The sequence below is a fragment of the Aeromicrobium sp. JJY06 genome (assembly GCF_044069275.1).
In the GTDB taxonomy this organism is placed as follows: domain Bacteria; phylum Actinomycetota; class Actinomycetes; order Propionibacteriales; family Nocardioidaceae; genus Aeromicrobium; species Aeromicrobium tamlense.
The window spans coordinates 282,466-307,593 of record NZ_JBIMRD010000002.1 but is presented as its reverse complement, the minus strand read 5'-3'; the positions used below and the strand labels follow the sequence as shown (position 1 = coordinate 307,593).

Annotated in this window: 26 protein-coding genes and 1 tRNA gene; 10 read left to right on the top strand and 17 right to left on the bottom strand. The window is 70.4% G+C overall.

What is annotated here, in order from left to right; translation table 11 throughout:
• On the bottom strand, positions 1-1,944 hold the full coding sequence (gene malQ / locus ACGWYL_RS12925) for a 4-alpha-glucanotransferase (RefSeq protein ID WP_395487372.1): 1,944 nt from the start codon (positions 1,942-1,944) through the stop codon (positions 1-3).
• 97 nt (positions 1,945-2,041) lie between these two features.
• Between malQ and ACGWYL_RS12920 the strand changes: the two genes are divergently transcribed.
• Entirely contained in the window at positions 2,042-2,311 is a 270-nt protein-coding gene (locus ACGWYL_RS12920) for a hypothetical protein (protein ID WP_395487371.1), read from the top strand.
• A gap of 125 nt (positions 2,312-2,436) precedes the next feature.
• Here the strand turns inward: ACGWYL_RS12920 and ACGWYL_RS12915 are convergent, their stop codons facing one another.
• The 6 genes from ACGWYL_RS12915 to ACGWYL_RS12890 form a co-directional block, all read right to left on the bottom strand.
• Positions 2,437-2,640 (bottom strand): alkyl sulfatase C-terminal domain-containing protein, encoded by a 204-nt coding sequence (locus ACGWYL_RS12915; protein ID WP_269306749.1) that lies wholly within the window; start codon positions 2,638-2,640, stop codon positions 2,437-2,439.
• A 361-nt stretch (positions 2,641-3,001) separates the two neighbouring features.
• Entirely contained in the window at positions 3,002-3,388 is a 387-nt protein-coding gene (locus ACGWYL_RS12910; protein WP_269306747.1) for a hypothetical protein, read from the bottom strand.
• 248 nt (positions 3,389-3,636) lie between these two features.
• A complete protein-coding gene (locus ACGWYL_RS12905) occupies positions 3,637-4,089 on the bottom strand; it encodes a hypothetical protein (RefSeq protein ID WP_269306745.1) in 453 nt (150 codons plus the stop codon).
• Between the two features lie 2 nt (positions 4,090-4,091).
• Positions 4,092-4,484, bottom strand: coding sequence for a hypothetical protein (locus ACGWYL_RS12900; protein ID WP_269306743.1), 393 nt, complete (start codon positions 4,482-4,484; stop codon positions 4,092-4,094).
• A 212-nt stretch (positions 4,485-4,696) separates the two neighbouring features.
• A tRNA-Leu gene (locus ACGWYL_RS12895) sits at positions 4,697-4,782 on the bottom strand.
• Between the two features lie 378 nt (positions 4,783-5,160).
• Complete coding sequence (locus ACGWYL_RS12890) at positions 5,161-6,423, bottom strand: DUF445 domain-containing protein (protein WP_269306741.1); 1,263 nt, start codon at positions 6,421-6,423, stop codon at positions 5,161-5,163.
• A gap of 64 nt (positions 6,424-6,487) precedes the next feature.
• On the opposite strand from ACGWYL_RS12890, the gene ACGWYL_RS12885 reads away from it, so the two are divergent.
• From ACGWYL_RS12885 to hrpA, 3 genes are read left to right on the top strand one after another with little or no spacing between them, the layout of a single operon-like run.
• Positions 6,488-7,384, top strand: coding sequence for a neutral zinc metallopeptidase (locus tag ACGWYL_RS12885; protein ID WP_179424697.1), 897 nt, complete (start codon positions 6,488-6,490; stop codon positions 7,382-7,384).
• Positions 7,381-8,130, top strand: coding sequence for a CPBP family intramembrane glutamic endopeptidase (locus tag ACGWYL_RS12880; RefSeq protein WP_395487370.1), 750 nt, complete (start codon positions 7,381-7,383; stop codon positions 8,128-8,130). Before ACGWYL_RS12885 ends, ACGWYL_RS12880 begins: the two co-directional genes overlap by 4 nt.
• Before the next feature lie 11 nt (positions 8,131-8,141).
• Entirely contained in the window at positions 8,142-11,720 is a 3,579-nt protein-coding gene (gene hrpA, locus ACGWYL_RS12875; protein ID WP_395487369.1) for an ATP-dependent RNA helicase HrpA, read from the top strand.
• 1 nt (position 11,721) lies between these two features.
• Here the strand turns inward: hrpA and ACGWYL_RS12870 are convergent, their stop codons facing one another.
• The gene (locus tag ACGWYL_RS12870; RefSeq protein ID WP_179424703.1) at positions 11,722-12,084 is read right to left on the bottom strand and encodes an FKBP-type peptidyl-prolyl cis-trans isomerase; all 363 of its coding nucleotides are present in this window, start codon (positions 12,082-12,084) and stop codon (positions 11,722-11,724) included.
• A 19-nt stretch (positions 12,085-12,103) separates the two neighbouring features.
• Here ACGWYL_RS12870 and ACGWYL_RS12865 point away from each other — a divergent pair, with 19 nt between their 5' ends.
• Complete coding sequence (locus ACGWYL_RS12865; RefSeq protein WP_395487368.1) at positions 12,104-13,123, top strand: zinc-dependent alcohol dehydrogenase family protein; 1,020 nt, start codon at positions 12,104-12,106, stop codon at positions 13,121-13,123.
• Between the two features lie 15 nt (positions 13,124-13,138).
• On the opposite strand, the gene ACGWYL_RS12860 is transcribed toward ACGWYL_RS12865, so the two are convergent.
• Together ACGWYL_RS12860 and ACGWYL_RS12855 are read right to left on the bottom strand one after the other, a co-directional pair.
• A complete protein-coding gene (locus ACGWYL_RS12860; RefSeq protein WP_395487367.1) occupies positions 13,139-14,356 on the bottom strand; it encodes an acyl-CoA dehydrogenase family protein in 1,218 nt (405 codons plus the stop codon).
• 13 nt (positions 14,357-14,369) lie between these two features.
• Complete coding sequence (locus ACGWYL_RS12855) at positions 14,370-15,659, bottom strand: acyl-CoA dehydrogenase family protein (protein WP_395487366.1); 1,290 nt, start codon at positions 15,657-15,659, stop codon at positions 14,370-14,372.
• 158 nt (positions 15,660-15,817) lie between these two features.
• Here ACGWYL_RS12855 and def point away from each other — a divergent pair, with 158 nt between their 5' ends.
• Entirely contained in the window at positions 15,818-16,423 is a 606-nt protein-coding gene (gene def, locus ACGWYL_RS12850; protein WP_395487365.1) for a peptide deformylase, read from the top strand.
• Here def and ACGWYL_RS12845 read toward each other — a convergent pair.
• Positions 16,410-17,210: a TrmH family RNA methyltransferase gene (locus ACGWYL_RS12845; RefSeq protein WP_395487364.1), complete on the bottom strand. Its 801-nt coding sequence runs from the start codon at positions 17,208-17,210 to the stop codon at positions 16,410-16,412. The two genes, def and ACGWYL_RS12845, sit on opposite strands and share 14 nt — an antisense overlap.
• An 18-nt stretch (positions 17,211-17,228) precedes the next feature.
• Here ACGWYL_RS12845 and ACGWYL_RS12840 point away from each other — a divergent pair, with 18 nt between their 5' ends.
• On the top strand, positions 17,229-17,756 hold the full coding sequence (locus tag ACGWYL_RS12840) for a YbhB/YbcL family Raf kinase inhibitor-like protein (protein WP_395487363.1): 528 nt from the start codon (positions 17,229-17,231) through the stop codon (positions 17,754-17,756).
• 16 nt (positions 17,757-17,772) lie between these two features.
• On the opposite strand, the gene ACGWYL_RS12835 is transcribed toward ACGWYL_RS12840, so the two are convergent.
• From ACGWYL_RS12835 to ACGWYL_RS12820, 4 genes are read right to left on the bottom strand one after another with little or no spacing between them, the layout of a single operon-like run.
• Positions 17,773-18,483 (bottom strand): lytic transglycosylase domain-containing protein, encoded by a 711-nt coding sequence (locus ACGWYL_RS12835; RefSeq protein WP_179424716.1) that lies wholly within the window; start codon positions 18,481-18,483, stop codon positions 17,773-17,775.
• Complete coding sequence (locus ACGWYL_RS12830; RefSeq protein WP_179424718.1) at positions 18,480-19,565, bottom strand: SPFH domain-containing protein; 1,086 nt, start codon at positions 19,563-19,565, stop codon at positions 18,480-18,482. Before ACGWYL_RS12830 ends, ACGWYL_RS12835 begins: the two co-directional genes overlap by 4 nt.
• Positions 19,566-20,015, bottom strand: coding sequence for an NfeD family protein (locus ACGWYL_RS12825; protein WP_179424720.1), 450 nt, complete (start codon positions 20,013-20,015; stop codon positions 19,566-19,568). It abuts the gene before it with no gap.
• 8 nt (positions 20,016-20,023) lie between these two features.
• Complete coding sequence (locus tag ACGWYL_RS12820) at positions 20,024-20,827, bottom strand: ABC transporter ATP-binding protein (protein ID WP_395487362.1); 804 nt, start codon at positions 20,825-20,827, stop codon at positions 20,024-20,026.
• A gap of 50 nt (positions 20,828-20,877) precedes the next feature.
• Here ACGWYL_RS12820 and serB point away from each other — a divergent pair, with 50 nt between their 5' ends.
• Positions 20,878-22,110: a phosphoserine phosphatase SerB gene (serB, locus tag ACGWYL_RS12815; protein WP_179424724.1), complete on the top strand. Its 1,233-nt coding sequence runs from the start codon at positions 20,878-20,880 to the stop codon at positions 22,108-22,110.
• Positions 22,111-22,116: 6 nt separating this feature from the next.
• On the opposite strand, the gene ACGWYL_RS12810 is transcribed toward serB, so the two are convergent.
• Positions 22,117-22,332 carry a dodecin gene (locus ACGWYL_RS12810; RefSeq protein WP_179424726.1) on the bottom strand — a complete coding sequence of 72 codons (216 nt, stop codon included), beginning with the start codon at positions 22,330-22,332 and terminating at the stop codon, positions 22,117-22,119.
• A gap of 60 nt (positions 22,333-22,392) precedes the next feature.
• Between ACGWYL_RS12810 and ACGWYL_RS12805 the strand changes: the two genes are divergently transcribed.
• Both ACGWYL_RS12805 and ACGWYL_RS12800 read left to right on the top strand, forming a co-directional pair.
• Positions 22,393-22,674, top strand: coding sequence for a DUF3099 domain-containing protein (locus ACGWYL_RS12805; RefSeq protein WP_179424728.1), 282 nt, complete (start codon positions 22,393-22,395; stop codon positions 22,672-22,674).
• Positions 22,675-23,418, top strand: a complete 744-nt coding sequence (locus ACGWYL_RS12800) for an SURF1 family protein (RefSeq protein ID WP_395487361.1) — start codon at positions 22,675-22,677, stop codon at positions 23,416-23,418.
• On the opposite strand, the gene abc-f is transcribed toward ACGWYL_RS12800, so the two are convergent.
• Positions 23,405-25,006 (bottom strand): ribosomal protection-like ABC-F family protein, encoded by a 1,602-nt coding sequence (abc-f, locus tag ACGWYL_RS12795; protein ID WP_179424732.1) that lies wholly within the window; start codon positions 25,004-25,006, stop codon positions 23,405-23,407. The genes ACGWYL_RS12800 and abc-f overlap by 14 nt on opposite strands.
• Positions 25,007-25,128: the final 122 nt, after the last annotated feature.

Genomic DNA, 25,128 nt, shown 5'->3' with positions numbered 1-25,128 from the left:
TCACACGGACGGCCGCGAGGCCTGTAGGGGGGCAATGCTTGCACGTACCCGGTGGTCGGCGAAGAACTCGTCGAGGCCCATCGGGAGCCGGATCCGCCAGTTGGGATACTCGTCGACCGTCCCGGGAAGGTTGGGCTGCTGGACCTGGCCCGCGGCGTCGGCCGGTGAGCTGAGGACCAGGCGGGACGCGGCACGGGCGATCACCGCGTGGAGCGCGACGACGGGATCGTCCTCGTCGATGCCCTCGGCGCGGAGCAGGTCGAGCATGGCTGCACGATCGGCCGCGGCCTCGGCGTAGGCCTCCTCTGCCGACCCGGCCAGCAGGCCGAGCTCGGCCTGCACGCGGACGCGCTCGTCCCGGAGCCAGCCGGTGGCGGTGGGGAGGTCATGGGTGCTGATGCTGGCCAAGGTCTCGGGTTCCCACTGCTCCGGCGGCACGTGAGGCTGGCCGGGCGCCTCCCAGTCGCGCTCGAACCAGAGCACGGCCGAGCTCAGCATCCCGCGCTCGTGCATCGTCTCGGTGACCACGTCCTCGACGGTCCCGAGATCCTCGCCCACCACGATGGCGCCGACTCTCCACGCCTCCAGGGCCAGGATGCCCAGCATGACGTCCGCGTCGTAGTGGACGTAGGTGCCGCGGTGGGCCGGCTCGCCCGGCGGGATCCACCACAGTCGCCAGAGTCCGGCGATGTGATCGACACGGATGCCGTCGGCGTGGCGCAGGACGCTGCGGATGACGTCGCGGAAGGGCGCGTAGCCCGAGGCGGCGAGCCGGTCCGGGCGCCATGGGGGCAGCCCCCAGTCCTGGCCGAGCGGGTTGAAGGCGTCGGCCGGACACCCCACCCGGACGTCGGAGGCGAAGGCGTCCTGCTGCGCCCAGGCGTCCGCGCCGCCCGGATCCACGCCGACCGGCAGGTCGTGCACGATCCCGACGGCCATGCCCGCGTCGTGGGCGGCCGCGCGCGCGGTGTCGAGCTGCTCCCGGCACATCCCTTGGAGCCATGCATGGAAGGCGATGCGATCGGCGAGCGAGTCCTGCGCCTCGGCCACGGCGTCCCCGGCCGGGTCCCGCAGTGCCTCCGGCCACTCGCGCCAGTCGGCCCCGTGCAGCTCCGCCAGGGCCGAGAAGGTGGCGAACGCCCTCAGGTCAGGGTCGATCTGCTCCTGGTTCGGCGGTCGGGTCGCCCAGAGCAGCTCGAGGGCGGCCAGCTTCGCGGTCCAGACCTCGTCGTAGTCGATCAGCTCCGTCCTGGAGTCGGGCCTGAGCGCCAGCACGTCCCGCCGGGTCGTCTCGTCCGCTTCGAGGAACGCCGCCGTCTCGGTGACCCGGAGGTAGAGCGGGTTGGCGTAGCGCCGGCTGGACGGGGAGTAGGGCGACCGCTGCAGCGGCTTCGAGGGCACGAACGCCTGGACCGGGTTGACGAGCAGCACCCCAGCGCCCTGCTCGGTGCCGGCGCGCCGGGCCATCTCGGCGAGGTCGCCGTAGTCCCCCATGCCCCAGGACCGGTCGCTGCTCAAGGAGTACAGCTGCAGCATCCAGCCCCAGGTCCGCGGCACCTCGGGCATGCGGCTCGGCGCGACGATCAGGGTCACGTCCTGGGTGTCCGTCATCAGTCGGTGCCACCCCAGCGGCAGGTCGGAGAGGCGCTCCACGCGTGACGAGGTGCCGTCCTCGAGCACCAGCGTCGCCGGGACATCCAGCTCGCGTGTGGCGCCGTCGGTCATCACGATCGTCGGCGGGAGGGCGGCCCGCGCCTCCCTCTGGCGCACCGCCTCGAGCTCACGCCGGATCGCCTCCGGGCCACTCGCGTCGACGCCGAGCTGGGCCAGGACCGCCACGACGATGTCGTCGTCCACCTGCACCATCTGGCGATCGGAGCCACGGAACGACGTGGCGACGTGGTGCGCGGCCGCCAGGTCGGCCAGCGCGCGGGAGGTCGTCACCCGTCAAGCATGGTCGGCTTCGACGGCCGCCGCCAACCGAGGAGTGCGGGTTCCGACTCCCCGACCGGATAGAGTCCGGCCATCGATCGAGGAGAAGATGCTCGTGTTCACCCAGCGTCATGACTCACGTCCCGCACTCCAACAGGCCTTGGACGCAGCCTCCGGGCTGAAGCCCGGTTCCTGGGCCAGCGTCGAGGCACTGTCCATGCTGGCCGTCGAGGCGAGAGCCCAGGGACGTCCCGAGGCGGACGACCTGTACGCGACCGCACGGAAGGCCGCGCAGGGCCTGAAGCACGGGTCGGTCGAGAGCGTGCGGGCCCTCACCTGGCTGGCCCGAGCCGAACGCGATCCGGGGCGCACCCCCTGATCACCGGGGTCGCCGGAGAGGGCCGTCAGCTCGAGGACACCGAGTGACTTTCACTCCACGGTGAGGTCCGGCGCCCGAGACGTGCCGCTGGCGGCTGACGGAGTAGGCGAGTGACCCGTCAAGCGTCAATCCTTGTCAGGAGTCACGATGGCGAAGTCCGGGTCGCCCGGATCGAGCACGCCCGCGAGGCGGGACAGAACCGTCGCATCGCCACTGAGCTCGATGCCGGCGGACGCCAGCCTCTCCGCCGTCACGTCGCCCAGGGCGAGCGCGGGGAGCGAAGCTCGGGTCGCGGTCAGGGGTGGCGTCGGCTCCAGTCGGCTGCTCACCCTGATCGGGCTGACGGGGGTCATCGTGACGGCGCCCGGACCGTGGGAGAGCCGGCCACTCGCCGAGTCCCGAGGCAGGGACGCCTGGACTCCCTTGCTCGAGGTGCTCCTGGTCGCCGCGACCTTGGGCTGGGTCTCCGCACACGGCGCCACCGTTCCGGCCGCACATGCAAAGTGGCCCCGTCTGCGTTTGCGCAGATCAGGGGCCACTTCGCAGGTGTGTCCGAGGGGGGACTTGAACCCAAGCGTGATCCCTTGGCATTCCAGGCAGAATCCGTTTCTCCCTGCAATTCCACTGCGCGGTTACCTACCGTTGTGTCCCGTTACCTCGGGACTGTGCCCCCTGGGGGTGCACCGATCTTCAGTTCGTGTTGTCGAGAGTAGTCGTCACCCCATTGCTCCCCGGCGGGCAGGCTATGGCCTGTTCGCCGCGCCGTTCCCGGACGCTCGCAAGACTCCGACTGCGAACTAGAGCGAGCACGGTCGACATCCCTCCGTCAGCGCACCACAGTTCAGTTGTCACCACAATGGCTGACTGCCGAATTGCCACACAAAGCTGACGGTGGTCGGTGTAGGGACGCTCCATCGACGGCGCATACAGGGACAGCGTTTCGAGGAAGTCCTCGAACTTCTCCTTATGGGGGTGGTAGGCGTGAAGCGCTTCTTCAAGGGCCGCGGCTGCGACTGCGGAGTCGTCCCCGTCGAGAATCCGACGGGCCGCGGCGGTAACCTCTGGCGCGATTGCCATCGAACCATCACCCTCACAACGTGCATCGGTCCCAAGTCGCGGATGGCGACCCAGTCCTTATCTTGATAGACGCGGATCGTGCCGTTCGGGCGCATTATCGTTCTCGTCGGGTTGTCGAGGATGTCACATACGGCGAGACCACGCGGACGCTCGGATCAACACCACGCGTTGTGGGGACCCGACTGCGGGAGCCAACGTGCCGCACCGCGTCAGACTGGTTTCTTGCTCAGCGCGCGATCACGTCGCTCTCACCCAGCGGTAATCCCGACCACAAGGTCCTCAAAGTCAGGCTCGCCCTCGCCGTCACTGCACCTGAGCACCAAAGCTGTTGGTTCGTCAGATCGATCGACCTGAATTGCGGAGTTGCCTAGCCAGGCTTGAGTCACGTCGAGGCCGCCGCGCCAGACGTTCCAGAGCTTCAGCGTGGTGCTGCGCCCCGTCGCGTGAACCGTCACAGTGACAGTTTGAGGAGCCGTGTCCGTCCACAGTACGAAGTCAGTGGCCTTGACTCCGTCAATCTCCAACTCGCCTCCGCGGCAACGCAACTGCACGCCCTGCACCGGGCGTGGCTTGAATGCGAGGAACTGAAGGCGGAGTTGGTCCGGCACACTCTCGAACTCGAGAAGTCCGTGGAGCGTCATACCCTTCCACTCGATGACATTGGATTGCTGCTCGGCGAAGGTGGCAGAAAGGTCGGTCACGGTCAGTACCCCGGGAATCTGAATGGATCGACGTTCGCATGGTCTTGCGGCCAACGCGGGACAACATTGGTTCCGCCGTCGCGGTACGGGATGGGTTCATGGCTAAGTTCCATGGACTCTAGCCCGCCCTTGTCGCGGTTGTATCGCTGCGGTGCGAGCCCACGCCTCATACGGTCGAGGTTGGCCGCGCTCCAGTTATCGATCTGCGGTTTCGCGGCTTCGTTCTTCCAGAACCGCCCCCTGACGGTCGACCATGCCGGCGCATCGCCTGCCTTGGTCAGCGCATTAATGTCCTGGCCGGTGCTCCAGCCCAGCCTGCTACCCGCGGTTGCGGCCGTCTGCGTGACTTCGTCGCTAAGGCGCGCAAGCTTCGCGGCGCCCGCTGCGGCACCCACGCCAGGGAGCATGGCTGCGGCAGAGAGCAGGGCGTTGGAGGTGTCCCCCTCGATGAGGTAGAGGACTGCATCGGCCCCGTCGGCGAACTCACCTATGCCCGGGATGAGCCCCGCAATCGCGAGCGAGGTGTGTACATCGGAGGCGTTCCGGGGCCGAAACAACAAATGGCCCTGACCGCGTTCCCGCTGGTCAGAGCCATCTGGTCAATCTGTGTCCGAGGGGGGACTTGAACCCCCATGCCCGTAACCGGGCACTAGCACCTCAAGCTAGCGCGTCTACCAATTCCGCCACCCGGACAGGTGCGTTGTTCAACAGCAGTGAACTCTATCAGGCCCCTCGCGAGGCCATGAAGAAGGCCCCGGGAAGTATGAGTTCCCGGGGCCTTCGGATCGATGGTGCGTGATGGCTGCCTTCGTTTCCGGTCGCCCGTAAGGTTCCTTCCCACACCTGCATCACCAGGGGTGCTGCGTCGGGCTTGCGCCGTCTACGTGGAGGGAGTCGGGGCTTCCTTCCCGCTCTCCCGGAGGAGTGCGTGAGTCATTTCTAGGGCACCGTGACCCACGACACAAGAGCCTTTTTCGAAGTCACCGCAGGAATTTTCGCGTCCACAGGTTGTCCACACTCACTCGCGCTCCGATCCACAAGCCGTCCACAGCCGCCGTCCACACCTGTGGATCACAGGACCTGCGCGACGGCGTGGATGACGAGTCCCGCGAGGCCTCCGACGACCGTGCCGTTGATGCGGATGAACTGCAGGTCGCGGCCGACGTGCAGCTCGATGCGCTCGGCGGTCTCCTGCCCGTCCCACCGCTCGACCGTCGCCGAGATCACCGTGGCGATCTCGGATCCGTAGTGCTCGACCACGTAGGCCGCGGCGTCGCCGGCCCAGCCGTCGATGCGGGCGGCGAGGGCGGGGTCGGACTGCAGCCGCTCCCCCAGGGTCTCGATCTCCTCGACCACCCGACGACGCAGCACGCCGTCCTCGGCGGCGAGCGCATCGATCAGTCCGCGGCGGAACGAGTCCCACAGCTTCACGGCGGTCGTGGCGGCCTTCGTCTGGGTCAGCAGACGCTCCTTGAGGCGCTCGGCCCGCGCCATCGCCTCGGGGTCGTGCTGCAGGTCGTGCGCGAGCGCGACCAGCCAGTGGTCCAGCGCGATCCGGGCGTCGTGGCGCGGATCGTCGCGGATGTCCTCCACCCACGTGAGCACCTCGCGGAACAGCCGCTCGGCGATCAGCGCGTTCGCCCAGCGCGGGGCCCAGTCGGGCGCGCGGGCGATGATCAGGTCGGTGATGCGCTCGGGGTGACGCTGCAGCCAGCCGTGCAGCTCGTCCAGGCCGAGGTCGACCAGTCCCGTGTGCGCCCCTTCGTCGAGGACTTCCGCCAGCAGCTGGCCCACCGCGGGGCTCAACGGCTCCTCGAGCATGCGCGGCACGATCAGCTCGGTGACCACCGCCTGCACGTCCTCCTCCTTGACCCGCCCGAGCAGGTCCGAGGCGACCCGAGCGCCCTCGTCGACGAGCCGGTGCGCGCGACCCGGCACGCCGATCCACGCGCCGACACGCTCGGCCGGGCCGGCGGCGGCGATCCGGTCGCGGATGACGTCCTCGCGCAGGAAGTTCTCCGAGACGAAGTCCTGCAGGCTCGCGGCGAGCTGGTCCTTCTTCCGCGGGATGAGCGCCGTGTGCGGGATCGGCAGCCCCAGCGGGTGGCGGAACAGCGCCGTGACGGCGAACCAGTCCGCGATCGCGCCCACCATCGCGGCCTCGGACGCCGCGTTCACGTATCCCCACGCCCCGTCGCGACCGTGCGTCAGCGCGAAGACGATCGCGGCGACGACGAGCAGCGACGTGGCCAGCGTCCGCATGCGCCGCAGGCCCGCGCGCCGCGCCTCGTCGTCGCCCGTCATCGGCAGCACCGGGCTCATCACATCCGTCATGGCGACACCCTAGGCGCGCGCGCTCGGCGAGGCGCGCAGGCGATCTCCACCTAGAATCTGGCGCATGACGTTCAACGAGGGCGCACGCCTCGACACGAGCCAGGTCACCGGCGGCAAGGGCGGCGCCGTGATCGGCGGCGGCATCGGCGGCCTGGTCCTGATGCTGCTGTTCGCGTTCCTCGGGGGCAACCCGCTCGACGGCGGCTCGTCGTCGGGCTTCGACGTCAACCAGATCCTCACGGGCGGCAGCAACTCCTCGTCGATCGACGTCAGCGAGTGCCAGACCGGCGCGGACGCGAACGAGAACGACGTCTGCCGCATCGTCGGCACCGTGAACAGCGCCCAGGACTACTGGACCGACGCGCTGCCGGCCGACATCAACCGCCAGTACCGCGAGGCGCAGACCGTGATCTACTCCGGCGCCACGCAGTCGCCGTGCGGCACCGCCTCCAACCAGACCGGCCCGTTCTACTGCCCGTCCGACGAGCGCGTCTACATCGACGCCTCGTTCTTCGACCAGCTGAGCAGCCAGTTCGGCGCCGACGGCGGCAATCTCGCGCAGATGTACGTCGTCGCCCACGAGTACGGCCACCACGTCCAGAACATCCTCGGCATCCTCGCCCGCGGTCAGGACGGCCAGACGGGCCCGCAGAGCGGCGGCGTCCGGATCGAGCTGATGGCCGACTGCCTCGCCGGCGTCTGGGCCCACCACGCGGCCAGCACGCAGGACGAGCAGGGCACGGCGCTCATCCAGCCGCTGACCCGGGCCGACATCGAGTCGGCACTGTCGGCCGCAGCCGCCGTCGGCGACGACCACATCCAGGAGACGCTGGGCGGCGGCCGGGTCAACCAGGACTCGTGGACGCACGGCTCGAGCGAGTCCCGTCAGCGCTGGTTCACGACGGGCTACGAGTCCGGCAACCTGAACTCGTGCGACACGTTCAACACGAACGACCTGTGACGACCGCACCCCGGCGCCTGCGCGCCGAGGTCTGGATCGTCCTCGGCCTGTCCCTCGGCCAGTCCGCCGTCTACGCGGTCGTCAGCCTGCTGCGCAAGCTCTACGAGGGCTCGTTGCGCGACGCCACCGCGAGCCTGAACCAGTCGCGCGACGCGATCCCCTGGATCGACCTCACGTACCAGCTGCTGGCGATCGGCTTCGCGCTCGTGCCCGTCGCGCTCGCGCTCTACCTGCTGAGCCTCGACCAGGCTCCGCCGGTGCTCCGGCGGCTCGGGCTCGACCGCGGTCAGCCGTGGCGCGACCTCGGCTTCGGCGCGGCCCTCGCGGCCGTCATCGGCATCCCCGGGCTCGCGGTCTACTTCGGCGGCCGTGCTCTGGGCATCACCGCCGACATCGTGACGAGCCCCGAGCAGCTGTACTGGTGGTCGGTGCCCATCCTCATCCTCTCGGCCGTGCAGAACGCACTGCTGGAGGAGGTCATCGTCGTCGGTTACCTGATGACCCGGCTCAAGCAGTTCGGCTGGGGACTGCCGGCGATCATCGCCACCTCGGCCCTGCTGCGCGGCAGCTACCACCTGTACCAGGGCTTCGGCCAGTTCCTCGGCAACGCGGCGATGGGCGTCGTGTTCGCGTGGTGGTTCCACCGCACCGGACGGGTCATGCCGCTGGTGATCGCACACACCATCCTCGACGTCGTCGCGTTCGTCGGGTATGCCCTCTTCGCCGACGCCATCGGCCTCCGGTGAAGATGGGAGCGATGAGACTCGAGTTCGACCCCGCCCTGCCGATCGCCGCCCGGCACGACGAGATCCGTGACGCCCTCCGCGACCACCAGGTGGTCGTGGTGGCCGGCGAGACCGGATCGGGCAAGACGACGCAACTGCCGAAGATCCTCGCCGAGCTCGGCCGGAAGCGGATCGCGCACACCCAGCCGCGCCGGATCGCCGCGCGCTCCGTGGCCGCCCGCATCGCACAGGAGGTCGACGTCGAGCTGGGCGCCGAGGTCGGCTACGCCGTGCGCTTCGACGACCGCTCCGGCCCCGACACGGTCATCCGGCTGGTCACCGACGGCCTGCTGCTCACCGAGCTGCAGCACGACCGCCGCCTGCAGCGCTACGACACGATCGTCATCGACGAGGCTCACGAGCGGTCACTCTCGATCGACTTCCTGCTGGGCTACCTGCGCGAGCTGCTCCCCCGCCGCCCCGACCTCAAGGTCGTCGTCACGTCGGCCACGATCGACGTCGAGCGGTTCGCCCAGCTGTTCAGCACCCCCGAGCGACCCGTGCCGGTCATCGAGGTGAGCGGCCGCACGTACCCGGTCGAGGTCCGCTACCGCCCGCTCGAGCGCGACGACGACGTCATCGACGGGATCGTCAGCGCCGTCCGCGAGCTGCCGCGCGAGGGCGACGTCCTCGTGTTCCTGCCCGGTGAGCGCGACATCCGCGACACCGCCGAGGTCCTCGAAGGCACGTCGCTCGGCGACGTCGTGCCCCTCTACGGCCGCCTCTCCGCCCATGAGCAGCAGCGCGTGTTCCAGACGGGTCCGCGACGACGGATCGTGCTGGCCACCAACGTCGCCGAGACCTCGATCACCGTCCCCGGCATCCGGTACGTCGTCGACCCGGGCCTCGCGCGCATCTCCCGCTTCAGCGCCCGCCTGAAGGTGCAGCGGCTGCCCATCGAGCGGATCTCGCAGGCCAGCGCCGCCCAGCGCGCCGGCCGCTGCGGCCGCGTCGCCGACGGCATCTGCATCCGCCTCTACGACGAGGAGGACTTCGAGTCCCGCCCGGAGTTCACCGACCCCGAGATCCAGCGGACCAACCTCGCCAGCGTCATCCTGCAGATGGCCGCGCTCGACCTCGGCGACATCCGGGAGTTCGGCTTCCTCGACGCGCCCGACCACCGTGCCGTCGCCGACGGCCTCACGCTGCTGCGCGAGCTCGACGCGCTCGCTCCGCGGCTCGACGGCGGCGATCGACTGACGAGGATCGGTCGCACGATGTCCCGGCTGCCGCTCGACCCCCGTCACGCGCGCATGGTGCTGGCCGCCGACCGGCTGGGCGTCCTGCCCGAGGTGCTCGTCATCGTGGCGGGACTCTCGATCCAGGACGTGCGCGAGCGCCCGCTCGACAAGCAGCAGGCCGCCGACACGATGCACGCGCGCTTCCGACAGCCCGACTCGGACTTCCTGAGCCTGTTGAAGCTCTGGGGCTACCTGCAGGAGCAGCGTGACGAGCTCTCGCACACGAAGTTCCGCCGGATGTGCCACGACGAGTTCCTGCACTACCTGCGCGTGCGCGAGTGGGCCGACGTGAACTCCCAGCTGCGCCGCACGGTGCGCGAGCTCGGCCTCAAGCCGGGCAAGGTCCGCAGCGAGCCCGACGCCGACGCGATCCACCGCGCCCTCCTGCACGGCCTGCTGTCGCACGTGGGCCTGCGCGACGCCGAGACCCGCGAGTACCTCGGCGCCCGTGGTGCGCGCTTCATGGTCTTCCCCGGCTCGGGCCTGGCGAAGAAGCCGCCACGCTGGCTGATGGCCGGCGAGCTGGTCGAGACCTCGCGCCTCTTCGCGCGCGACAACGCCCGCATCGACCCGGCGTGGATCGAGAAGGCCGGCGGCCACCTGCTGAAGCACCAGTACTCCGCGCCGCGCTGGTCGGCGAAGCGCGGCGCGGCCGTGGCCACCCAGCGGTCCACGCTCTACGGCCTGCCCGTCGTGGTCGACCGCACGGTGATGCTCGCCCAGCACGACGCCCCGCTGGCCCGCGAGCTGTTCATCCGGCACGCGCTCGTGGGCGGCGAGTGGCGCACCCATCACCGCTTCTGGCAGCGCAACCAGGACCGGCTCGCGACGATCGAGGAGCTCGAGGAGCGCGTCCGCACCCGCGGCATCCGGGTCGAGGACGAGACCCTCGTGGACTTCTACGACGCTCGCGTCCCCGCCGACGTCGTCTCGGTGCGCCACTTCGACGCGTGGTGGAAGAAGCAGCCCGACAAGCGCATCCTCGACTTCACCGACGACCTGTTCCGCACCGACGTGGACGCGGAGGCGTTCCCGACGTCCTGGACCTCACAGAGCGCCCACTTCGACGCCGTGCTCGATGTGTCCTACCGCTTCGACCCGCAGGCCGCCGACGACGGCATCACGATCACGGTGCCGGTCGACGACCTGCTGACGATCGACGGCGACGAGTTCGCGTGGGGCGTGCCCGGGCGGCGTCTCGAGCTGGTCACCGAGCTGATCCGTGGACTTCCCAAGTCCGAGCGACGGCGGTTCGCTCCGGCCGCGCAGTCCGCCGAGCGCGTGCTGCCGTCGCTGGACACGTCGCGCGACCTGCGCGGTGAGCTGGGGCGCGCCCTCGAGGTGGACCCCTCGCTCATCGACCCCACGGCGCTGCCGGCGCACCTGCGCCCCACGTTCCGCGTGGTCGACGGCGAGAAGGAGCTGGCCTCGGGCAAGGACCTGGAGGCGCTGCGGCGGGAGCTGGAGCCGCGCCTGCGCCGCGACCTCCAGCAGCGCGCCCGGCGCGAGGAGCGCACGGGCATCAAGGACTGGGACTTCGGCGAGCTGCCCGTCAGCATCACCGCCGGTCAGGTCACCGGCTACCCCGCGATCGTCGACGAGGGAGACAGCGTGGCGCTGCGGGTGCTGCGCACCGAGGCGGAGCAGCGCGTCGCCACCGTGCGCGGCACGGCGCGGCTCATCGCGCTGTCCACCGGCTCACCGCTCAGCACGGTCGGGCGGGCGCTGTCGCTGCAGGACAAGCTGCTGCTGTCCACGTCGCCGCAGGGCGACGCGGCGGCCGTCATCGAGGAGTCGTGGCTGACGGCTCTGGACCACCTCGTGGTGCAGCACGGCGGTCCGGTGCGCGACGGGGCCGCCTACCGCGCCCTGCGCGATCTCGTGCGCGCCGATGCGGTGCCGCTGACGGAGCGGATCGTGCGCCAGGTGATCACGGCGCTCCAGGCGCTCGGCGACCTGAACCCCGGTACCGGCGAGGCCGCCGAGGACGTGCGCGTGCAGGTCTCGTGGCTCGTCCACCCCGGGTTCATCCGCGACATGGGCGCCGACCAGGTGGGCCGGCTCGCGGTCTACCTGCGGGCCGCGGCCAAGCGCCTGACGTCCACGAAGGACGCCGGCGAGATCTGGGACCTCGAGGCACGGTTCCACGAGCGCACGAAGGACCTGCGCCCGTGGCAGCGCCTCACGCCGCCGGTGCGACGCGTGCGCTGGATGCTCGAGGAGCTGCGGGTGAGCACCTTCGCGCAGGAGCTGCGGGCCGTTGGGCCGATCTCGCCCCAGCGGGTGGCGAAGGCGCTCGCCGAGATCTAGCTCAGCCGACGCCGAGCAGGTCGATCACGAAGACCAGCGTGCGACCCGAGAGGCGGTGTCCGCCGCCGGCGGGGCCGTAGGCCAGCTCCGGCGGGGCGATGAGCTTGCGACGGCCGCCGACCTTCATGCCGGGGATGCCCTGCTGCCAGGCGCCGATCAGCTGGGGCAGCGGGAAGCGGGCCGACTGGCCACGGTCCCAGGAGGAGTCGAACTGCTCGCCGGTCTCGAAGTCCACGCCCACGTAGTGGACGTCGACGACGCCGCCGTTGACCGCCTCGTCGCCGTCACCGATGGTGATGTCCTCGATCACGAGGTCGGTCGGGGCGGGGCCGGGGGTGAAATCGACTTCGGGCTTTTCACTCATGTCTGCCATCCTTGCACGCATGCGCGCGACAGTCCTTCACTCCCCCGGCGACATCCGACTCGACACTCTCCCCGATCCCGACCTCGAGGCCGACACCGACGCGATCGTGCGCGTCGTGGCCGCGTGCGTGTGCGGCAGCGACCTGTGGCCCTACCGTGGGCTCAACAAGCCGCAGACCGAACCGCACCAGATCGGCCACGAGCACGTGGGCGTCGTGGAGCGGGTCGGCAGCGACGTCTCCGCGCTCTCGGTGGGCGACTTCGTCATCGCGCCCTTCATGTACAGCGACAACACGTGCGTCCACTGCCGCAACGGCGTGCAGACCTCGTGCGTCAATGGCGGCGGCTACACCGGCTGCCAGGCCGAGCTGGTCCGCGTCCCGCAGGCCGACGGCACCCTCGTCACCGTCCCGGGCGAGGTCGGCGACGACCTCCTGCCCCACGTCCTGGCGCTGACCGACGTGTTCCCCACGGGCCACCATGCGGCCGTCAGCGCCGGCGTCACCGCCGGCTCCACCGTCGTGGTCGTCGGTGACGGCGCGGTCGGCCTCTCGGCGGTGCTGGCCGCGAAGCGCCTCGGTGCCTCCACCGTGGTGGCGATGTCGCGCCACGCCGACCGGCAGGCGCTCGCCACCGAGTTCGGCGCCGACCACATCGTGGAGAAGCGCGACAAGGAAGGCGCCGCCGAGGTGCGCGAGATCCTCGACGGCATCGGCGCCGACGCCGTGCTGGAGTGCGTGGGCACGAAGGAGTCGATGAAGCAGGCGTTCCTGTCGCTGCGTCCCGGCGGCACGGTCGGCTACGTGGGCGTCCCCCACGGCGTCGAGCTCAACGTCCCGGCGATGTTCGGCCGCAACCAGGGCCTCGCCGGCGGCGTCGCGCCGGTGCGCGCGTACCTCGACGAGCTGCTGCCCGAGGTGCTCTCGGGCGACCTGCGGCCCGGCGCGGTCTTCGACCGCACGTTCGCCCTCGACGAGGTCGCCGACGCCTACACGGCGATGGACGAGCGGACCGCGATCAAGGCGCTGCTGCGTCCCTGATCGCGGCCCGTCGGGTCACCGCAGCTGCGAGCTGCTCAGGCCCAGCAGTCGTCGCGCGACGATGAGCTGCTGGATCTGCTGCGTGCCCTCGAAGATGTCGAGGATCTTGGAGTCGCGCGCCCACTTCTCGAGGAACTCGGTCTCGCTGTAGCCCAGCGAGCCCGCGAGCTCGACGCACTTGAGCGTGATCCGGTTGCCCGCGCGGCCGGCCTTCGCCTTGGCCATCGAGGCCTGCAGCGAGTTGGCCTGCCGGTTGTCGGCCATCCAGGCGGCCTCGAGGGTCAGCAGCAGCGCGGCCTCCCAGTCGGCCTCCATCTGGAGGAACTCGGCCACGACGTGCGGCTGGAGGGCCGGCGCGCGGTCGTAGTCCACGACCAGGCCCGACTGCTCGATGAGGTCGCGCATGACCTCCAGCGACGCGCGGGCGCAGCCCACGGCCATGCCGGCGACGAGCGGCCGGGTGTTGTCGAACGTGGCCATCGCGCCCGCAAAGCCCTGCTTCGTGTCGATCTCGGGACTGCCGAGCAGGTTCTCGGCGGGCACGCGGCAGTTCTCGAGCACGATCACGGCAGTGTCCGAGGCGCGGATGCCGAGCTTGTGCTCGAGGCGCTCGACCCGGATGCCGGGCAGCGACTTCGGCACCACGAACGACTTGACCGCGGCGCGGCCGAGCGACTTGTCGAGGGTGGCCCACACGACCACCGAGTCCGACCGCTCGCCCGACGTGACGAAGATCTTCTCGCCGTTGAGGATGTAGTGGTCGCCATCCTTGATGGCCGTGGTCTTGATGGCCGCCGAGTCCGAGCCGAAGCTGGGCTCGGTGATGGCCATCGAGGCCCACGTGCCCTTGAAGCGCTCGGCCTGCTCGTCGGTGGCGACCGAGGCGATCGCCGAGTTGCCCAGCCCCTGGCGGGGCATCGACAGCAGCAGGCCGACGTCGCCCCAGCACATCTCGATGACCGAGAGCACCGATGCCATGTTCGTGGCGTTGCGGACGCCCTGGTCCTTCTTCTTCGTGTCGTCCTTGACGCGCACGCCGGCGGCACCGGCGCCCGTGCTGTTGCCCGACTCGTTGAGGCCGTCGATCAGCGAGGCCAGGAGGTCGAGCTCCTTGGGGTAGCTGTGCTCGGCCAGGTCGTACTTGCGCGAGTTGGCGCGCAGGAACTCGTTCGCGACGTCGTGCGCCTGCTGGACGAAGCCGCGGAACTTCTTGGGGGTCTCGAGGTAGATCATGATCGCTGCGCCCTCAGACGAGGACTGCTCCTTCCATCACGCCGACGGCACGCAGGTCGCGGTACCACCGTTCGACCGGGTGCTCCTTGACGAACCCGTGGCCACCGAGCATCTGCACGCCGTCGGTGCCGATCTTCATGCCGTACTCGGCCGCCAGCCGGCGGGCCAGCGCGGTCTCACGGGCGAAGTCGGCGCCGCGCTCGGCGCGCGACGCGGCCTTCAGGGTGACCAAGCGCATTCCCTCGAGCTCGATCGCCATGTCGGCGACCGTGAAGGCCACGGCCTGGCGGTGGGCGATCGGCTCGCCGAACGCCTCACGGGTCTTCACGTACTCGCTGACGTACTCCAGCACCGCGCGGCCGGTGCCGAGCGCGAGGCCGGCCCAGGCGATCCGCGAGAGGCGGACCATCTCGCGGTAGTCGTCGGCCGAGCCGAGGATCGCGTCCTCGGCCACGTGGACGTCCGTGAGCTGGATGCGCGAGAGACCGGCGGCCCGCAGGCCCATGCCCGGGTCGGCCGCGACGGCGACGCCGTCGGTGCCGGTCTCGACGATGACCATCGACGGGCCACGGCCCTCGACGTCGGCCGCGACGACCAGCAGCTCGGCCTCGGCGCCGCGGACCGCTCCGGACTTCACGCCGTTGAGGACGTAGCCGGACTCGGCGCGCTTCGCGACCGTGGCGAGCGTGAACGGATCGAACATCGGGACCGGCTCGGTCACGACGAGTGCGGCGGCCGGGACGTCGCCGTCGGTGAACGACGGCAGGTAGGTCTGCTGCTGTCCCTCGGTGCCCCACAGCGAGATCGCGGTGGCGACGGCCGACGGCGCCAGGCACGCGACGGCCTGGCCCATGTCGCCGTGCGCGAGCGCCTCCGCGACGAGGACGCCGGTGACGGCGGAGCGCTGCTCGGCCAGTCCTCCGAGAGCCTCGGGGATGTTGACGAGGCTGAGCCCGAACTCGGAGGTCTGCGCCAGCACCTCCTTGGGCGTGTCGTCGGCGGACTCGGCCTGCTCGGCACCGGGGCGCAGCACCTCGGCGGCGAACTCGCCGATGACGTCGACCATCATCTGCTGGTCCTCGGTGGGCGTCAGGTCGAACACGCCGGACGGTTGCGCCGACTCGGCACGACTGCCCTGCGAGCTGCCGGAGACCTTGGTGAACGTGCGCTGTGCCGCGCCGATCGCCTGGAATCCTGCCTTCGTCGATCCGTGGACCGCCCGCTCGGCGAACTTGCGCAGACCGATGCGATCCAGCGTCTCGGAGGCCGCCAGCTTGTTCAGTGCGCGAAGTCCGTAGGCCATGGGGTCTCTACCCGCCACGTTCACTCCCTTGGTGATTGAAGACTCGGTGATTGGAGACTCAGAGGAAACTGTCGTTTACAGTTTCACATACCGAGAGTATCTGAAACACGAGTCAGTTGCCAGCGTTTGCGCGTGTCGGCCAGTCGATAGGCTGAGGCGTGCCCGAAACGCCCTCCGCCGACCAGTCCCGCCCGCTGCCCACCGGTGGCTCCGTCCGCCCCATCACCCGCTGGGGAACGCCGGTCATGCACCACGAGCTGCGCGACGTCACCGCGTTCGACGACGAGCTCGCCACCCTCGTGGCCGACATGGTGGCCACCATGTACGCCGCCGAGGGCGTCGGCCTCGCCGCGAACCAGGTCGGCGAGGACCTGAAGGTCTTCGTCTTCGACTGCCCCGACGCCGACCACCAGCGCATCACGGGCGTCGTGTGCAACCCCGTGCTCCGTCTCCCCGACGGTACCGACCGCAAGCTCGACGTCGCCGACGAGGGCTGCCTCTCGCTGCCCGGCGCGTTCACCGAGTGCGGCCGCCCCGACCACGCCTGGGTCACGGGCGTCGACCACACCGGCGAGCCCGTCGCGTTCGAGGGCACCGGCCTCCTGGCCCGCTGCCTCCAGCACGAGACCGACCATCTGTTCGGCACGGTCTTCGGCGACCGGGTGCCCGAGAAGGCGCGCAAGAAGCTCTACAAGCAGCACAAGTCGCTCGCCGAGGACTACCCCGACGACTGGCCCGTGGGCGAGGACCCTAGCGACGACTGAAGTGCCAGCAGGCGATCGCCGTCGACGCCGCCACGTTGAGCGAGTCGATGCCGGCCGCCATCGGGATGATCACCCGGTGGTCGGCCTCGCGCTGCCAGTGCTCGGTCAGTCCCGGCCCCTCGGAGCCGACGATCACCGCCGCGCGCTCCGCCGGCTCGACGTCCTCGAGGCTGACCGCGTCGTCGGCCAGCGTCATCGCGTAGGTCGTGAAGCCCAGCTCCCGCAGCAGCGCGGGCGCGCCGTACCAGTCGTCGAGACGGGCCCACGGCAGCGAGAACACCGCACCCATCGCCACCTTGATCGAGCGCCGGTACAGCGGGTCGGCGCAGCGCGGTGAGAGCAGCACGGCGTCGAATCCCAGCGCCGCCGCGTTGCGCATGATCGCGCCGATGTTCGTGTGGTCGACGAGGTCCTCGGCCACGAGCACGCGGCGGGCCGCGGCCAGCACCTCGCGGGGCTCACGCTCCTGCGGCCGCTGCATCGCCGCGAGCGCCCCGCGGTGCACGTGGAAGCCGGTGACCTGCTCGATCGCCTTCTCGGTCAGCACGTAGGCGGGCGCGTCGGTCGTCTCGAGGACGTCGGACAGGTTGTCCAGCCAGCGCGGGGCGAGCAGCAGGGACTTCGGCGTGTGCCCGGCGGCGACCGCACGGTGGATCACCTTCTCGCCCTCGGCGATGTAGATCCCCCGCTCCTGCTCGACGGTCGTTCGCAGCTGCACGTCGCGCAGGTCGGTGTAGTCGCGAAGCCGCTCGTCGCGGGCGTCATCGAGTGCGATCAGGTCGGCCACCGCACTAGGTTAGGTGGCATGAGCCTCGACCGACCCGTGACTCCCGATCCGTACCCGCTGCTGCCCGCCGCCGCGTCCTTCACCGTCACCAGCGACGACGTGACCGACGGCGCCTCCCTCAAGGAGGACCAGGTCAACGCGCACGGCGACACCTCGCCGCAGCTGGCGTGGAGCGGAGCCCCCGAAGGCACGAAGTCCTTCGTCGTCACGTGCTTCGATCCCGACGCGCCGATCGTGTCGGGCTTCTGGCACTGGGTGGCCGTCGACATCCCGGCCGACGTCACCGAACTGGCCACCGGCGCCGGCGCGAGCGACGAGACGCTGCCCGGCGGCGCCTTCCACGTGCGCAACGACGGCGGCGGCCTCAACTTCATGGGCGCGGCCCCGCCGGAGGGCGACCAGCCCCACCGCTACTACTTCGTGGTGCACGCCGTCGGCGAGGAGACGCTGGGCGTGGACCCGTCGGCCTCCCCCGCCGTCGTCGGCTTCAACCTGGCGTTCAAGACGCTGGGTCGCGCCATCATCCACGGCACCTGGCAGTGGTGACCCCGGGTCGCCGGCGCTACTTCGCGTAGCTGTCGGCGATGCCACGGACCTTCTTCACGTAGGCCATCGAGTTGTTGTAGGCGAACACCGCCGGCACCCAGCCCTCGCCGGCGAGGTCGCGCTCGCGGTCGCACAGGTGGTTCGCGGCGCCCAGGGCCGCGTCGTCGATGTCGTGCGGGTCGGCGCGGCCGTCACCGTCCGCGTCGGCCCCGTACTGCTCCCACGACGAGGTGAGGAACTGGAACGGGCCGACCGCGCGGTCCCACTCCTCGTCACCGTGCAGGGCCGTGGACTCCTTCGTCGCCTCGATGGCCCGCGTGCCGTTCTCGCCGTTGAGCGGCGGACCGATGATCCGCTTGCTCGGCACGCCGGCCGCGTCGAGGCCGGCGCCACCCAGCGTGCCGTGCGCCGACTCGACCGAGCCGACGCCCGCGAGGGTGTTCCAGCGGAGGTTGCACTCGGGCGCCGCCTCGCGCTGACTGATCTCGGTGCGCGCGTAGGCCTGCATCGCGCGCACCGGGATCTGCCGGTCGGCGGCCGTCTCGGTGACCCAGTCCGCGTCGGGCTCGGTGGTCGAGCCCTCGGCGAGGGGCACCTCCTCGGCCTGCTGCGCCGCCGGCCCGCTGATGGGGTCGTCCTCGCCGCCGCGGCCCACCACGAGCCACGCGACGAGGATGCCCACCGTGGCGAGCACGGCGGCACCGAGCAGCAGGATCCGTGAGGTCATGCCCCCGGCGGCTGGTCCGTCGGCGGCACGTCCTGCGTGGAGACCGGCGACTCCGCCTGCTTGGCGGCCCGGATGGCCTCCTCGACCGCGCTGGACGTCTCGGCCGGGCCGGACGACGCCGTCTCGACGGGCTCGTCGAGGTCGACCCGCTTCTGCGAGCCGCCACCGTCGACCGGGATCGACCCGACGACGTTGCCGATCGAGCTGAGCGCGGCGGTGACCTCGGCCGGGATGATCCACGTGGAGGCGTTGTGCCCCTGGGCGATCTTCGGCAGCGTCTGCAGGTACTGGTAGGACAGCAGCTTCTGGTCGGGGTTGCCGTCGTGGATCGCCTGGAAGACGGTCTCGATGGCGCGGCCCTCGCCCTGCGCGGTCAGGATCGCGGCGGTCTTCTCGCCCTCGGCGGTGAGGATCGCCGACTGCTTCTGGCCCTCTGCGGTGAGGATCGCGGCCTGCTTCTGGCCCTCGGCGCTCAGGATGGCCGACTGGCGCTCGCCCTCGGCCGTGAGGATCGCGGCGCGCTTGTCACGCTCGGCGCGCATCTGCTTCTCCATGGCGTCGATGATGGTCGGCGGCGGATCGATGCTCTTGAGCTCGACCCGGCTGACCTTGATGCCCCAGCGGCCCGTGGCCGCGTCGAGCTCGGCGCTCAGCGTGCGGTTGATCTGGTCGCGGCTGGTGAGCGCGTGCTCCAGCGTCATGCCACCGATGATGTTGCGCAGCGTGGTGGTCGTGAGCTGGTGGATGCCCTCGATGTAGTTGACGATCTCGTACGTGGCCGCCACCGGGTTGTTGACCGTGTAGAGGATGACCGTGTCGATCTCGACCGTCAGGTTGTCCTCGGTGATGACGCCCTGCGGCGGGAAGGAGACGACCTGCTCACGCTGGTCGACGCGGTACTTCACGCGGTCGAGGAACGGCACGATCAGGTGCGGCCCGGGGGTCAGGGTGGTGCGGTACTTGCCGAGTCGCTCGACGATCCCCGCGAAGTTCTGCGGGATGATCTTCAGGCTCATCGCTGCGGTGACGATCAGCAGGACCACCAGCAGGACGAAGAAGATCACGAGGGCGGATTCGAACATTCAGCTCTCCTTCCGGACGACGCGGGCCACCGCACCGTCGATGTCGGCGACGAGGAGCTCGTCGCCAGGTTCGTAGGTCGCCTCGGGGTCGATCGGGCGAGCGGTCCACAGGACGTCGTTGATGACGACGCGGCCGGCGTGGCGGCTCACCCGCTCGTCGACGATCGCCAGCTGCCCGACGAGGCCGTGCTGGCCCAGGGGCAGCGAGGGACCGTCGTGGACCCGGGCAGCGATGCGCGGGCGGACGAGCGCCAGGAGCGCGACCGAGAGGATGCCGAAGAGCGCCATCTGCAGCACGATCGGTGCCCCGAAGCCGGCGGCGAGGGCGGCCGAGAAGGCCGCGATGCCGAACATGAGGAAGATCAGCTCGCCACTGGCGAGCTCGATGAGGCCCATGAGCACGCCGAGCGCAGCCCACGTGAGCCAGATGTCGTCCCCGAACCAGTCCATGTGCCCTCCTAGTTCGCCCGCCGGCGCACCGGGGGGCGTCGTGCCGAGAATCGTCCCGCGTCGTGCGTGACGTCGAGGCGCTGGCGGAACGCCGTCGACAGGTTCTGCGAGGTCAGGACGTCGGCGATGGGGCCCGAGGCCACGACGCCGCCGCCGGCCAGCAGCAGCGCATGGGTGAAGCCGGGCGCGATCTCCTCGAGATGGTGCGACACCATCACGAGCGACGGGCCGAGCTCGTCGGAGGCCAGCGCCTCCAGGCTCTCGACGAGGTCCTCGCGGGCGCCGACGTCCATGCCGGCCGCGGGCTCGTCGAGCAGCACGACCTCGGGATCGGTCATCAGGGAGCGCGCCAGCAGGACGCGCTTCTTCTCGCCCTCGGACAGCGTGCCGAAGGTGCGGTCGGCCAGCGGTGCGATCCCCAGCTCGGCCAGCATCGACATGGCACGGCGGTGGTCCTCGTCGTCGTACTCCTCGTTCCAGCGACCCAGGACCGCGTAGGCCGCGGAGAGGATGAGGTTGCGGACGGTCTCCCCAGCGGGGACGCGCTCGGCGATCGCGGCGCTGGTGTGGCCGATCCGGGGGCGCAGCTCGAACACGTCGACCGCGCCGAGGCGCTCACCGAGGATCTCCGCCGACCCGGACGTGGGGTGCATGTTCGCAGAGGCCACCTGCAGGAGGGTGGTCTTGCCCGCACCGTTGGGACCCACGATGACCCAGTGCTCCCCCGGTTCCACGCGCCACGAGACGCGGTCGAGGAGAGTCTTGCCCGAGCGCACGATGGTGACGTCGGTCAGGTCGAACACGGCGGTCACACCACCAACCTATCGGTTGGGCTCAACCTTCTGCCGATACCCTCGACACGATGAGCACGCCTGACTCGGGACACGTCCCCACGCTGCACCTGACCGAGCCCACGGTGCTGGTGACCTTCAGCGGTCCCGACCGCTCCGGCGTCTCCGGTCGCGTCTTCTCCGCCCTGGCCGCCCACGACGTCGAGGTCATCGACGTCGAGCAGCTGGTCGTGCGCGGCCGGCTCGTGCTGAGCGTCCTCGTGACCACCCCGGGCGAGCTCCCGGGCTTCCAGTCCGATCTCGACGCCGTGGGCGCCGACCTGGGACTCGAGGTCGAGGTCGTCCACGGCACGGGCGACAACCGCCCCCGGCGGGTGGGCCGCTCGCAGGTGGTCGTGCTGGGCGCCCCGCTGCGACCCGAGGCGATGGCCGCGCTGACCAAGGGCATCAACGCCCTCGGCGGCAACATCGACCGCATCGTCCGGATGGCCCGCTACCCCGTCACCGCGATCCGCATGGAGGTCTCGGGCGCCGATCCCGACGCGCTCCAGTCCGAGCTGGCCTCGATCGCCCACGACCACGGCACCGACGTGGCCGTGCAGGAGCACGGCATCCTGCGGCACGCGCAGCGGCTCGTGGTGATGGACGTCGACTCCACCCTCATCCAGGGCGAGGTCATCGAGATGCTCGCCGCCCACGCCGGCTGCGAGGAGGCCGTCGCCGAGGTCACCGAGCGGGCCATGCGCGGCGAGCTCGACTTCGCCGAGTCGCTGCACGAGCGCGTCGCCCAGCTGCAGGGGGTGCCCGCCGCGGCGCTCGACGAGGTCTACGAGAACCTCTCCTACACCCCCGGCGCGCGCACGATGATCCGCACGCTCAAGCGTCTGGGATACCGCTTCGCGCTGGTCAGCGGCGGCTTCACGCAGATCATCGAGCGGATCGCCGCCGACCTCGGCATCGACTACTTCGCCGCCAACGACCTCGAGGTGGTCGACGGCGCACTCACCGGCCGCGTCCTGGGCCGCGTGGTCGACCGCGCGGGCAAGGCCGAGGCCCTGCGCGACTTCGCGGCGCAGGCCGGCATCAACGTGCGCAACACCGTGGCCATCGGCGACGGCGCCAACGACCTCGACATGCTGGCCGCCGCGGGGCTCGGCATCGCGTTCAACGCCAAGCCGCTCGTGCGCGACCAGGCGCAGACCTCGGTGAACGTCCCCTACCTCGACGCGATCGTGTACCTCATGGGCATCACGCGCGAGGAGGTCGAGGCGGCCGACGCCGCCGACGTGACGACGGCGCCGTAGCCGTTCCTACTCGTCGTCCTCGAGGCGGAAGCCGATCTTGAGGGTGACCTGGTAGTGCTCGACCTCGTCGTCGACGATCTGGCCGCGGATGCCCACGACCTCGAACCAGTCCAGGTGCCGCAGGGTCTGCGACGCTCGCGCGATGCCGCTGTCGATGGCCTCGCTGACGCCCGCCGGGGAGGTGCCGACGATCTCGGTGACTCGATAGGTGCGGTTGCTCATGGGCTCATCGTCCCACCCGGCGGCGGGTGCCGTGCAGGACCCACGGCGTAGACTCGGGACATGGCCCGGCGCGAACCCGAAGAGGTGCACTCGATCACGAGTGCGCGCGAGCCCTACAGCTCCCAGGTCGACCATCGCGAGCGCAACTACCTGATCTCGATGGCCGTCCGCGTCGCCTGCTTCATCGGCTTCGTCGCGGTCGATCACTGGACCCGTTGGATCCTGCTCGTCGGCGCCGTGTTCCTGCCGTACGTCGCCGTCGTGATCGGCAACTCCGCCATCCGGAGCTCCGGCGACGGGCCGTCACCGTTCGGCGTCGACCGCAAGCAACTGGACCAGTAGGTGCTGCGCTTCCTGGTGAGCCCGCGCTGGATCGGGCTCGCGATCTTCGTCGTGCTGATGGCCGTCACGTGCTACGTCCTGGGCGGCTGGCAGTACGACCGCTGGGAGCAGCGCAAGGCCGACAACGCGATCGTCGAGGCGAACGTCGCCGGCGACCCCGCTCCGGTCGAGGACGTCCTCGCCGACGGCTGGGACCCCGACCTCGAGTACCGCACGGTCACCGCCACGGGCACGTTCGACAGCTCGCGCGAGATCACCGTCCGGTTCGCCCACCGCGACGGCGCCCCGGGCGTCCAGGTCATCACTCCCCTGCGGCTCACCGACGGTCAGGTCGTCCTGGTCGACCGCGGCTGGATCGCGGGACCGCGCGACGGCACGGCTCCGGACGACGTGCCGGCCGCCGCCCAGGGTCCCGTGACGATCACCGGCTGGCTGCAGCGCGCGAGCACCGCCGACCAGGCCGCCACCACGCCGCGCGACGGCCAGGTCCGTGCCGTGAACGGCGAGCGCTGGACCGACTTCCTCGGTGCCGAGCCGCTGCCCGGCTACGTCGCACTGACCTCGCCGGAGCAGGAGGGCCTGACCGGCCCGCCGCAGCCCGACCTCGGCACCGGACCCCACCTGTTCTACGCGATCCAGTGGTGGTTCTTCTCCGGCCTCGCGGTCGTCGGCTACTTCCTGTTCGTCCGCGCCGAGCTGCGCGAGCGCCGCCCGAAGGCGTCCGCCGAGGTCACGCCAGGCTGATCAGGTCGGCGTACGAGTCGTTCCAGATGTCCTCGTCGCCGTCCGGCAGCAGCAGCACCCGGTCGGGGTCGAGCGCGCGCACGGCGCCCTCGTCGTGGGAGACCAGCACGATGGCGCCCTCGTAGGAGCGGATCGCGGCCAGCACCTCCTCGCGCGACGCGGGGTCGAGGTTGTTGGTCGGCTCGTCGAGCAGCAGCACGTTGGCGCTCGAGACGATGAGTCCCGCCAGCGCCAGTCGCGTGCGCTCGCCGCCCGACAGCACCCCAGCCGACTTGTCGGAGTCGTCGCCGGTGAACAGGAACGCGCCCAGCACGCTGCGCGCCTGGGTCTCGGTCAGGTCGGGCGCCGCCCGCTGCATGTTGTCGAGCACGGTCCGGCTCAGGTCGAGCGTCTCGTGCTCCTGGGCGAAGTAGCCGATCTTCAGGCCATGCCCGGGGACGATCTCGCCGGTGTCGGGCTGCAGCGTGCCGGCCAGCATGCGCAGCAGCGTGGTCTTGCCGGCGCCGTTGAGGCCCAGCACCACGACGCGGCTGCCGCGGTCGATCGCGAGGTCGACGTCGGTGAAGATCTCCAGCGATCCGTACGACTTCGACAGACCCTCCGCCATCAGCGGGGTCTTGCCGCACGGAGCGGGCTTCGGGAAGTCGATCTTGGCGACCTTGTCGACCTGGCGGACGTCCTCGAGGCCGGCCATCATCTGCTCGGCGCGACGCAGCATCTGCTGGGCCGCGGAGGCCTTCGAGGCCTTGGCGCGCATCTTGTTGCCCTGCGCGATGAGCCGCTCGGCCGTCTTGGTGGTGATCTCGCGCTCGCGCTTGCGGCGCGCCTCGTCGGACTCGCGCTGGCGCAGGTAGTGCTTCCAGCCCATGTTGTAGATGTCGATCGTGGCGCGGTTGGCGTCCAGGTAGAAGACCTTGTTGACGGTCTCCTCGACCAGGTCCACGTCGTGGCTGATGATGATCAGCCCGCCGGAGTACGTCTGCAGGAAGCCGCGGAGCCACACGACCGAGTCGGCGTCCAGGTGGTTGGTCGGCTCGTCGAGCAGCATCGTGTCCGCGTCGCTGAACAGGATCCGCGCCAGCTCGATGCGGCGGCGCTGACCGCCGGACAGGGTCTGCAGCGGCTGCTCCAGGACACGGTCGGGCAGACCGAGGGCGTGCGAGATCGTCGCGGCCTCGGCCTCGGCGGCGTAGCCACCGGCGGCGCCGAAGTCGGCGTCCGCCCGGGCGTAGCGACGCATGGCGTCCTCGGCGACCGAGGAGTCCTCCGAGGCCATGTCCTTCTCGGCCTGGCGGATGCGGCGCAGGGCGTCGTCGAGTCCGCGCGCCGAGAGGATGCGGTCACGCGCCGTGATCGACAGGTCGCCCGTCTTCGGGTCCTGCGGCAGGTAGCCGACGGTGCCCGACCGGGTGATCGAGCCCGACGCGGGCTCGCCGCCGGCGCCCGCCAGCATCTTCGTCAACGTGGTCTTGCCGGCGCCGTTGCGCCCGACCAGGCCGATCTTGTCCCCCTTCGTGACACGGAAGGAGACGTCGGACATCAGGACGCGCGCGCCGAAGCGCAGCTCCACGTGGGAAGCGGTGATCATGGAAGAGCCTTCGTGAGGGGTGAACGGGGCGAGGACGCGGGGTCGAGCAGGTGCTCGTGCGTCACTCCAGCCGGATCATGTCCACCGAGCCAGTCTACGGACCCAGCACCGGTGGCGCGAAA